The organism is Pseudorhodoplanes sp. (assembly GCF_046289595.1).
Taxonomy (GTDB): Bacteria; Pseudomonadota; Alphaproteobacteria; order Rhizobiales; family Xanthobacteraceae; genus Pseudorhodoplanes.
In genome coordinates this window covers 1-9,837 of sequence record NZ_JBKBVB010000148.1, presented here as the reverse complement: position 1 = coordinate 9,837, position 9,837 = coordinate 1, and the positions used below count along the sequence as shown (strand labels likewise).

General features: G+C 63.7%; 10 protein-coding genes. 9 read left to right on the top strand and 1 reads right to left on the bottom strand.

Annotated elements, in window-relative coordinates; all coding sequences use genetic code 11:
• From ACK41X_RS21050 to ACK41X_RS21030, 5 genes are all read left to right on the top strand, one after another.
• Nucleotides 1–1,433: ArnT family glycosyltransferase (locus ACK41X_RS21050; RefSeq protein WP_409727442.1), on the top strand; the 1,433-nt coding region annotated here is incomplete at its 5' end.
• Nucleotides 1,434–1,560: 127 nt separating this feature from the next.
• Nucleotides 1,561–2,412 carry a phosphatase PAP2 family protein gene (locus ACK41X_RS21045; RefSeq protein ID WP_409727439.1) on the top strand — a complete coding sequence of 284 codons (852 nt, stop codon included), beginning with the start codon at nt 1,561–1,563 and terminating at the stop codon, nt 2,410–2,412.
• A complete protein-coding gene (locus ACK41X_RS21040) occupies nt 2,409–3,224 on the top strand; it encodes a glycosyltransferase family 2 protein (protein WP_409727436.1) in 816 nt (271 codons plus the stop codon). The genes ACK41X_RS21045 and ACK41X_RS21040 overlap by 4 nt, the downstream gene beginning before the upstream one ends.
• Nucleotides 3,169–3,522, top strand: coding sequence for a lipid-A-disaccharide synthase N-terminal domain-containing protein (locus ACK41X_RS21035; protein ID WP_409727445.1), 354 nt, complete (start codon nt 3,169–3,171; stop codon nt 3,520–3,522). The genes ACK41X_RS21040 and ACK41X_RS21035 overlap by 56 nt, the downstream gene beginning before the upstream one ends.
• A 114-nt stretch (nt 3,523–3,636) precedes the next feature.
• On the top strand, nt 3,637–4,476 hold the full coding sequence (locus tag ACK41X_RS21030; RefSeq protein WP_409727433.1) for a phosphatase PAP2 family protein: 840 nt from the start codon (nt 3,637–3,639) through the stop codon (nt 4,474–4,476).
• Here the strand turns inward: ACK41X_RS21030 and metC are convergent.
• Complete coding sequence (gene metC / locus ACK41X_RS21025; protein WP_409727430.1) at nt 4,468–5,655, bottom strand: cystathionine beta-lyase; 1,188 nt, start codon at nt 5,653–5,655, stop codon at nt 4,468–4,470. The two genes, ACK41X_RS21030 and metC, sit on opposite strands and share 9 nt — an antisense overlap.
• 270 nt (nt 5,656–5,925) lie before the next feature.
• Between metC and ACK41X_RS21020 the strand changes: the two genes are divergently transcribed.
• The 4 genes from ACK41X_RS21020 to ACK41X_RS21005 all read left to right on the top strand — a co-directional run.
• Entirely contained in the window at nt 5,926–6,942 is a 1,017-nt protein-coding gene (locus ACK41X_RS21020) for an amino acid ABC transporter substrate-binding protein (protein WP_409727427.1), read from the top strand.
• 18 nt (nt 6,943–6,960) lie between these two features.
• Complete coding sequence (locus ACK41X_RS21015; protein WP_409727424.1) at nt 6,961–8,136, top strand: amino acid ABC transporter permease; 1,176 nt, start codon at nt 6,961–6,963, stop codon at nt 8,134–8,136.
• A 2-nt stretch (nt 8,137–8,138) separates the two neighbouring features.
• Nucleotides 8,139–9,278, top strand: a complete 1,140-nt coding sequence (locus ACK41X_RS21010; RefSeq protein ID WP_409727421.1) for an amino acid ABC transporter permease — start codon at nt 8,139–8,141, stop codon at nt 9,276–9,278.
• Nucleotides 9,275–9,837: amino acid ABC transporter ATP-binding protein (locus ACK41X_RS21005; RefSeq protein ID WP_409727418.1), on the top strand; the 563-nt coding region annotated here is incomplete at its 3' end. The genes ACK41X_RS21010 and ACK41X_RS21005, both read left to right, overlap by 4 nt.

Here is a 9,837-nt window from a genome sequence, read left to right as displayed (position 1 = left end):
CGGCCGCGCTGAAGGCTGCGGAGACCGTGGCGCGGCGCGACATGGACACCCGCATCTATGTCTACCGCATCCCCTCGCTGATCGGCGCGGTCGGGGCGGTGATCGCGACATTCTGGGTCGCCTCGATGTTCGTCAGCCGGCGCGCGGCCATCCTTGCCGGCGTGATGATGGCGTCTTCGATCATTTTGGGGGTCGAGGCGCGCCTTGCCAAAACCGACGCCATGCTCCTGTTCATGGTGGTCCTGTGCATGGGCGTGCTGGCGCGGGCCTATCTGCCGCGGCCGGAGGGCGAAGCGGACAATCGCGCCTTGCCCGTTGTGTTCTGGGTCGCGCTCGCGGTCGGCGTGCTGATCAAGGGCCCGCTAATTCTGATGTTTGTCGGTCTTCCCGTAGTTACCCTCTTGGTCATCGACCGCAACGCGGCCTGGCTGAAGGCGCTGCGGCCTCTGATCGGGATTCCGGTTTTCCTGCTGCTGGTGCTGCCCTGGTTCATGGCGATCCAGATGCGGGCCGGGTCAACGTTCTTCTCCGATTCCATCGGCGGCGACATGCTAAGCAAGGTCTATAGCGGACAGGAGGGCCATGGCGCCCCCCCGGGCTATTACATCGTTCTGTTCTTCCTGACCTTCTGGCCGGCTTCGCTGCTCGCGGGAATGGCCGTGCCCGGTATCTGGCGGGAGAAATGGGAGACGCCGGTCAAGTTTCTTCTGGCCTGGCTGGTGCCGGCCTGGATCGTTTTCGAGATCGTCATCACCAAGCTGCCGCACTATGTGCTGCCGCTTTACCCGGCGATCGCGATCCTGCTGGCACGCGCCATCGAGAATGGCGCACTGTCGTCGAAGAGATGGATGGAGTGGGGCACCTTCTGGTGGTTTGCGGTCCCGGCCCTGATCGCGGTCGGCTCGATGGTGCTGCTGCTGCGCTACGAAGGCGACCTCGGCTGGCGTGCCTGGCCGTTCCTGGCGGCGGCGGTTGTGTTCGGCTTCCGGGCCTGGTGGCTTTACGATGTCGACGGACCCGAACGCGCGCTGCTGCGCGCAGCGGTCACGACCGTTCTGCTGGCGATCGCGGTCTATTGGTCGGTCATCCCCTCGCTGGCCGGCGTGTTTCCGTCGGTTGCGATCCAGCGCACCATCCACGCCTCGGAATGCAAGGAGCCGCGGCTTGCAGCGGCCGGTTATCACGAACCGAGCATGGTGTTTCTTTCCGGCACCGACACGATCTTGACCAACGCATCGGGCGCGGCGGATTTCCTGCGCGGCGGCGATGCATGCCGCTTCGCAGTCGTCGAGCATGGGCTGGAACGCAGCTTCGCGCTGCGCGCCGAAGCGATCGGTTTGCGCTACGAACGGGCGGCGCAATTCGCTGGCTACAGTCTCGGCAGCGGCAGCCGTATTTCATTCACGATCTTCCGCTCACGCGCCAATCGCTGACTGGCGGCGATGATGACGGCAGTATGACGCTCATGTGATCTATAACATTCGTACGGCAGCGCTGTCGAAAGCGTCACGCCTTCGTCACCCATCCATGCTGTTTCAGTCGCAGAGACTGGAGCATCGCGTGCCGGAAAGCCGGATCATCGCCACAAGCTTTGTTGCGTCGGCTTTCGGCAGACCCCGGCGGCCGGCCGGATCCGGTCCGTTCTGGCCGACCCTCACCGCGATCGCATGCTGGTTCGCATTCTTCGCTGCGGCTTTTGTTGCGGCAAAGCTGCTGCTGGATGCATGGACGATTACCGAAGCGCGGCGTCTGCCATTGTGGCTGGTCGATATTTCGGGGAAGGTGTCGGCTTATGGCAAGTCGGGCTGGCTGCTCTGGCCGCTGGCGGGCTTGCTGGTGCTCTGCCTGCTCGCCGGAATGTGGACGCTGCGGCGGGCCGACCGGCTGATCTTTTCGGCGGTGGCGCTGCGGCTCGCTTTCCTGCTCGCCGCCATTGGCCTGCCGGGTCTGTTCGCCAGCGTTCTCAAGCCGCTGATCGGCCGGGCGCGGCCCTATTTCACCGGTCAGCCGGATGCGTTCTTCTACGCGCCGTTCGCCTATTTCCGGGAGATCTTTGTCGGCAGCATCCCGTTTCCGGAATACGCCTTTGGCAGCATGCCCTCCGGGCATGCCGCCAACGCCCTCGCGATCGCGGTGGCCTTCACCGCGCTTTGGCCGAGGCTGTGGCCGCTGGTCTGGACCTACGCGCTGGTGATCTGCGCGACGCGCCTGACCATCGCCGTCCACCATCCGACCGACGTGATGGTGGGCGGGGCGATCGGTGGCGTCGGCGCGCTCATGGTCCGCAATTATTTCGCAGAGCGCCGCTGGGTTTTCGCGGTGGACAGCGCGGGCGCAGTGCGGGCGATGCCGGGTCCGGGACTGCTGCGGACGTTGCGCGCCGTCGCGCGGCTGCGGAGACGGCAGCCATGACCGGCCGCAGGCTCGCCCCGATTGCAGACCGGCTCGAACTCTCGATCGTGGTGCCGGTCCATAACGAAGCTGACAATGTCGCCGACCTCGCCGGGGAAATCATCGCCGTTCTGCGCGACCACATCAGCTTCGAAATTGTCTTCGTCGATGACGGCTCGACCGACACGACCGCTGCCGCGCTCATGTGCCTTTCCGAGCTTTATCCGGAGGTCGCCGCGATCGCCCACGACCGCAAGAGCGGGCAGTCGATCGCGGTCGTGAGCGGCGTCCGGGCGGCGCGCGGCGAAATCATCGTGACCATCGACGGCGACGGCCAGAACGATCCGAAATTCATTCCCGGCCTGGTCGCGGCCTTGCGCAAAGGCCAGCCGGAAGTGGGTCTCGTCGCCGGGCGGCGCGTCGGCCGCAGGGCGAGTCGGTTCAAGAAACTGCAATCGCGTATCGCCAATGCGGTGCGCGGCGCAATCCTGCGTGACGGCACCACCGATACCGGCTGCGGGCTGAAAGCAATCCCGCGCGACCTGTTCCTCAAGCTGCCGGTCTTCGACGCGCTGCACCGCTTTTTACCCGCGCTGGTGCGGCGGGAGGGATACGCCGTCGTTCAGGTCGATGTCGTCGACCGCGACCGCCGCCATGGCGTGTCGAAATACGGATTATGGAACCGGCTTTGGGTCGGCCTGATCGATCTGGCCGGGGTCTGGTGGCTGATCCGGCGCCGCCGTCGCGTCCCCCATGTGAAGGAGTTGAAGCCCGATGCTGATCGATCTGTCGCGCATGATCGGGAATTATTTGCAGGACGTGTTTGTCAATAATCTCGACTGGTGGGTCGTGGTCGGATTTGCGGCGCAGGTGTTCTTCACCGCGCGCTTCGTTGTGCAGTGGATCGCATCCGAACGCGCCGGCAAAAGCGTGATTCCCGTGGCATTCTGGTTTCTGTCGCTGGTCGGCGGGCTGATGCTGTTGACTTACGCACTGTATCGCAAGGATCCGGTCTTCATCGCGGGTCAGACCTTCGGCGTGTTCGTTTATGTCCGCAACCTGCAGATGGTGTTGCGGGATTATCGGCGCGTTCCGGCCGGCGCGCTGTCGGCAAATACGAATGGATCGTGACAATTCACAGGCGCGTATTGTCACGTCGCTTTTCCGGGAGTCGTAAGACGTTCGTCACTCAAGTTTCATCCCAACACCCTAGCGTCCAGCGCGCGGCGTTGGGGACTTATGCAAATGTCGACAATCGGCCTGTGCCTGACCTTGTCGGTCGGGCTTGCGATCGGTCTTTTGTTTGCGATCGATCCATCGCTCGACCTGAACGTCGCAAAGTATTTTCATCAATTCAATGTGTCGGGATGGCCGGCCGGCGTCGAGACGGCGCTGTCCGCGATCCGCAACTTCAATCTTTATCTCGTGGTCGGACTGCTCGTCTTTTGCATCGTGGTGCTGGTTCTGCAATTGCAGCGAGCGCGGACCGGTTTGCCCGATCTGCGCGCATGCGTCCTGATTTTGCTGGTCATCGCCACCGGCCCCGGCCTGACCGTCAACGCGATCTTCAAGGAAAACTGGTCGCGTCCACGGCCGGGTGTGGTTCTGGCATCCGGCGACGAATCGACATTCCGTGCGTGGTGGGATCCGAGAGGCACCTGTTCCCGCAACTGCTCGTTTGCATCCGGAGAGGCCTCGGCCGCCTATGCGCTGCTCGCAGTCGCGGTCGTCACGCCGCTGGCTTTCCGCTACACGGCAATCACGCTGGCGCTGATCTACGGCAGTCTGATCGGCGCGACGCGCATTGCGGTCGGAGGACATTTCGTCAGCGACGTGGTGTTCGCCGGTGTGATTTCGGCGCTCGCGGTATGGGTGCTGCATGGCGCAATCTATCGATGGCCCGCAACCCGTGTCGGCGAAGCCGAGATGCGGGCCCGGCTGTCAGCGCTTGCGCTCGGAATTCGGCGCCGGGCGGCTGCGTCGATAGCCGCTGTCCGGCGCATGGCGTCTGCAAAGGGCTCCCGCAAAAGGCTTAAGGACGCGCATGGAGAGGCCTCGGCGCGCACGTCGCCGGCGTCAAGCTGACTGCCGCAAGGCGGAAAAGCCGCGTTCGAGGTCGGCGATCAGATCGCGGGTGTCTTCGAGCCCGATATGGAAGCGCAGGCACGGACCGCCCGGCGCCCATCGCGTCGCCGTACGGTATTCGGTGCAGTCGAAGATGATGACGAGGCTTTCATAGCCGCCCCACGAAAAGCCCATTCCGAACAGCGTGAGCGCGTCGCAGAATGCATAGAGCGCCTGCTCGGAGACTGGTTTCAGCACGACGCTGAAAAGGCCCGATGCCCCGGTAAAGTCGCGCTTCCAGATCGCGTGACCGGGATGCGAGGGCAAAGCGGGGTGCAGGACTTTGAGCACCTCGGGCCGCCCTTCGAACCAGCGTGCGATCTCAAGTGCCGAGCGCTGATGGCGCTCGAGCCGCACCGACAGCGTGCGCAGGCCGCGCTGCGCCAGGTAGATGTCGTCGGGGCCTGCGCACAGCCCGTAATTGCCGACGGTCTCGTTGAGCGCGGGCCAGGTTGCGGCGTTGGCGGACACAGTTCCGAACATGATGTCGGAATGGCCGCCGATATATTTGGTGCCGGCCTGGATCGACAGATCGACCCCACGCTCGAAGGCGGGAAAATAGAGCGGCGTCGCCCAGGTATTGTCCATGAGCACCACCGCGCCGCGCTCATGCGCCACCCGCGCGATCGCCGGAATGTCCTGCATCTCGAAGGATTGCGATCCGGGCGCCTCGACGAAGACCGCCTTGGTGTTGGGCTTGAACAGGGCGGCGATGCCGGCGCCGATTAATGGGTCGTAGTAGCTCGTCTCCACACCGTAGCGCTTCAGGATGGTGTCGGCGAAAATCCGGGTCGGCCGGTAGACGCTGTCGGTGATCAGCAGATGATCCCCGGCCGACAGGACGGAGAGGAGGGCGGTGGACACCGCGGCAGCGCCCGACGGCAGTAGCGACACCCCGGCGCAGTCCGGTCCCTCCAGATCCCGAAGCGCATTTTCCAGTGCTTCCGATGTGGGGGTACCCCGGCGGCCGTAGCGATAACGGCCGCGATGCGCCACCATGTCGGCGGCAGTCGGATAGAGCACGGTCGATGCGTGATAGACGGGCGGGTTGACGAAACCGTGATAATCGCGCGGCGTGCGTCCGCCGGTGACGATGCGGGTGTCAGGCCTTTGGTCGCGCGGCTCGTTCGAATAGCTCATCGGGTTGTCCTGACGAAAGCGCGCGGAAGGGGCGGCGCGAATTGGCTCGCAACCGGCATGCACAAACCTGCGGCAATCCGTCAAGCCCTTGACCTGTCAGTGCATTCGTTCTCAGATGGCGTCGATTGCAGGATCGGGTTCGGCAGCCTAGGCTACAGATTGGTCTGCGGCCTTTGGTGCGAGCGGGCAGGCTTGCGCCACAAGGCGGAAATGCCATAAGCGCTGAAGCGTGTCGGCGCCGACCGACCGGTGGAGTTTTGGGGACACATCATGAAGCGTAGCCTTTTGACCATCGCCGTCGCCGGCCTGTTCGGCCTCTCGGTGCAGGCCGTGGATGCCCAGACCCTGAAGCAGGTGCAGAGCCGCGGCGTCCTCAATTGCGGCGCCAACGGCAATCTTGCGGGCTTCGGATTGCCGGATGCCCAGGGCAACTGGACCGGGTTTGACGTCGATTACTGCCGCGCTATCGCCGCCGCCATCTTCGACGATCCGAACAAGGTCAAATTCGTTCCGCTGACTGCCAAGGATCGCTTCACCGCGCTGCAATCCGGCGAGGTGGACGTGCTGATCCGCAACACCACCTGGACGTCCTCGCGCGACAGCATCAACGGGCTGAACTTCACCGGCGTCAATTACTATGACGGTCAGGGTTTCATGGTGCGTAAGGCGCTGAAGGTCAATTCCGCTCTCGAGCTGAACGACGCCGCGGTCTGCGTGCAGCAGGGCACCACCACCGAGCTGAACCTCGCCGATTTTTTCCGTACCAACAACATGAAGCTGAAGACCGTGACCTTCGCGACCTCCGACGAGGCAGTGAAGGCCTACGACGCCGGCCGCTGCGACGCCTACACCACCGACGCCTCCGCGCTCTATGCCGAGCGCCTGCGCACCGCCCAGCCCGACGACCATGTCGTTCTGCCCGACATCATTTCCAAGGAACCGCTCGGACCCTCGGTGCGCCATGGCGACGACCAATGGTACGATATTGTCAAGTGGGTGCATTTCTGGCTGCTCAATGCCGAGGAGCTCGGCGTGTCCAAAGCCAATCTCGATTCGCAGCTGAAATCCGACAATCCGGAAATTCGCCGGCTGCTCGGAGTCGAAGGCAAGTTCGGCGAGGCGTTCGGACTGCCCAACGATTTCGGCGTGCGCGTTATCAAGCATGTCGGCAATTACGGAGAAATCTTCGAGCGCAATCTCGGCCAGGCCTCGCGGCTGAAGATTTCGCGCGGACTGAACGCGCTGTGGACCAAGGGCGGTCTGCAATACGCGCCGCCCGTGCGCTGACCGCTGCGGCAGCGCGCGATGGCGCAGACCGCGCCGCCGAAGGTCTCGCCGCTCTACGATCCGCGCTGGCGCAGCATCGCCTTCCAGTTGCTGCTCTGCGCGGTCATCGTCTGGCTCGCCTATAGCGCGGTCACCAATGCCGCGGAAAATCTTGCGCGGGCCCGCATCGCGTCCGGGTTCGATTTCTGGCACTCCACTGCCGGTTTCGACATCAGCCAGCATCTGATCCCCTATACGACGCAGTCGACTTACGGGCAGGCCTTCTGGGTCGGATTGCTAAACACGTTGCTGGTGTCGTTTCTCGGCATCATTCTGGCGACCATTATCGGCTTCATCGTCGGCATCCTCCAATTGTCGAAAAACGTGCTGGTCGCAAAGCTTGCGGCCGGTTACGTCGAGGTGATCCGCAATCTGCCGCTGCTCCTGCAATTGCTGTTCTGGTATAATGCGGTGCTCAAGGCGCTGCCGATGCTGCGCGACAGCATCTCGATCCCGGGCGGCGTATTGCTCAACAATCGTGGATTGTTTCTGCCAAAGCCGATCTTCGGCACGGGCTTTGAGACGGTGCCGCTCGCTCTTGCTGTCGGCGTTGTCGGCGCATTCGCGTTCCGGGCCTGGGCGAGGCGGCGTCAGGCGCTGACCGGCCGGCAATATCCGGTCTTTACCGTCGGTGCCGCCCTGGTGCTCGGCCTGCCGCTCGCAGCCTTTGCGCTAAGCGGCGCTCCGGTCACGTTCGATTTTCCGGAAATGGGGCGGTTCAATATCCGCGGCGGCATCGAGATCCTGCCCGAGTTTGCCGCGCTCCTGTTCGGCCTGTCGATCTATACCGCCGCTTTCATCGCCGAAGTGGTCCGCGCCGGCATCCAGGCGGTGCCGCACGGCCAGACCGAGGCGGCGTATTCGCTGGGATTGCGGCCCCGGCCGACGCTGCGGCTGATCGTGGTGCCGCAGGCGATGCGTGTCATCATCCCGCCGCTCACCAACCAGTATCTCAATCTCACCAAGAATTCCTCGCTCGCGGTTGCGATCGGCTATCCCGATCTCGTTCAGGTCTTCACGGGCACCGTGCTGAACCAGACCGGGCAGGCGGTGGAGGTCGTGGCGATTACCATGGCGGTCTATCTCACCATCAGTCTGGTCACGTCCGGACTGATGAATCTCTATAACCGCCGCATCGCGCTGGTGGAGCGCTGACGATGGGCACCCAAGTCTTCGTCCGTTCCGAGACGGTTGAGGCCATGCCGCCGCCCGTGCGCGATCGCGGGCTTGTTGGCTGGGCGCGCGAGCACCTGTTTTCCGGCCCGCTCAATACCATTCTCACGCTGCTGTCGGTTTTGTTCCTTTGGTGGCTGATCCCGCCGCTCCTCAATTTCCTGATCGTTGACGCGGTGTGGACCGGCGAGGACCGCACCGCCTGCATCGTGACGCCGGAGCGGCCGCGGGTCGGCGCCTGCTGGGCCTTCGTGATCGAGCGCTTCAATTTCTTCGTCTATGGATTCTATCCGATCGCCGAGCGCTGGCGCGTCGATGCCTTCTTCGCGCTGCTCCTGTTCGGGATTTTCTGGCTGTTGACGCCGTCTGTGCCGGGCAAGCGGCTTGCTGTGGTCTATTTCTTCATCGTGCTGCCGGTGGTGTCGGTGATGCTCCTGATCGGCTTTGCGCCGCTCGGCCTTGCTTATGTGCCGACCAGCCTGTGGGGCGGCATTCTCGTCACCGTGGTGGTCGCCTCGGTCGGCATGGTGTTCTCGCTGCCGCTTGGCATCGTCCTGGCGCTGGGCCGGCGCTCGACCATGCCGGCGGTGCGGCTGTTCTCGGTCATCTTCATCGAATTCGTCCGCGGGGTGCCGCTGATCACGGTGCTGTTCATGGCCAGCGTGATGCTGCCGCTCTTCGTCCCGGACACCTGGTCGCCCGACAAGTTGCTGCGCGCGCTGATCGGTGTCGCACTGTTCGCCGCAGCCTACATGGCGGAGGTGGTGCGGGCCGGATTGCAGGCGATCCCGCGCGGCCAATACGAGGGCGCGCAGGCGCTGGGGCTCAGCTACTGGCGGATGATGGGCCTCATCATCCTGCCGCAGGCGCTGCGCATCACCATCCCCAATATCGTCAACAGCAATATCGCTCTGTTCAAGGATACGACGCTGGTCTTCATCGTCGGCATATTCGATTTCCTGCGCACCATCGAGGCCGCGCGCATCGATCCGCAATGGGCGACGCCGGTGACCTCGACCACCGGATACGCCTTCGCCGCGATCTTCTATTTCCTGTGCTGCTGGGCGATGTCGGCTTATGCGAAAAGCGTCGAGCGGCGGCTTGCAACGGGATACCGGCGATGAACGACGCAAGCGGCGGCAGAAGCGGCTCATCCGAGGTTCCGGCGGTCGAGATCGCCGGCATGCACAAATGGTTCGGCGACTTCCATGTGCTGCGCGACATCAATCTGACAGTCGCGCGCGGCGAGCGGATCGTGATCTGCGGGCCCTCGGGCTCGGGCAAGTCGACCATGATCCGCTGCATCAACCGGCTGGAGGATTTTCAGCAGGGTCGGGTGGTGGTGGACGGCATTACGCTGACCAACGACCTGAAACGCATCGACGAGGTGCGGCGCGAGGTCGGTATGGTTTTTCAGCATTTCAATTTGTTCCCCCATCTGACGGTGATGGAGAACCTGACGCTGGCGCCGATCTGGGTGCGCAAAATGCCCAAGCGCGAGGCCGAGGACATCGCGCGGCATTATCTCGAGCGCGTCCGCATCCCAGAGCAGGCGCACAAATATCCGGGGCAGCTCTCCGGCGGCCAGCAGCAGCGGGTCGCGATCGCGCGAGCGCTGTGCATGAACCCGAAGATCATGCTGTTCGACGAGCCGACCTCCGCGCTCGATCCGGAAATGGTGAA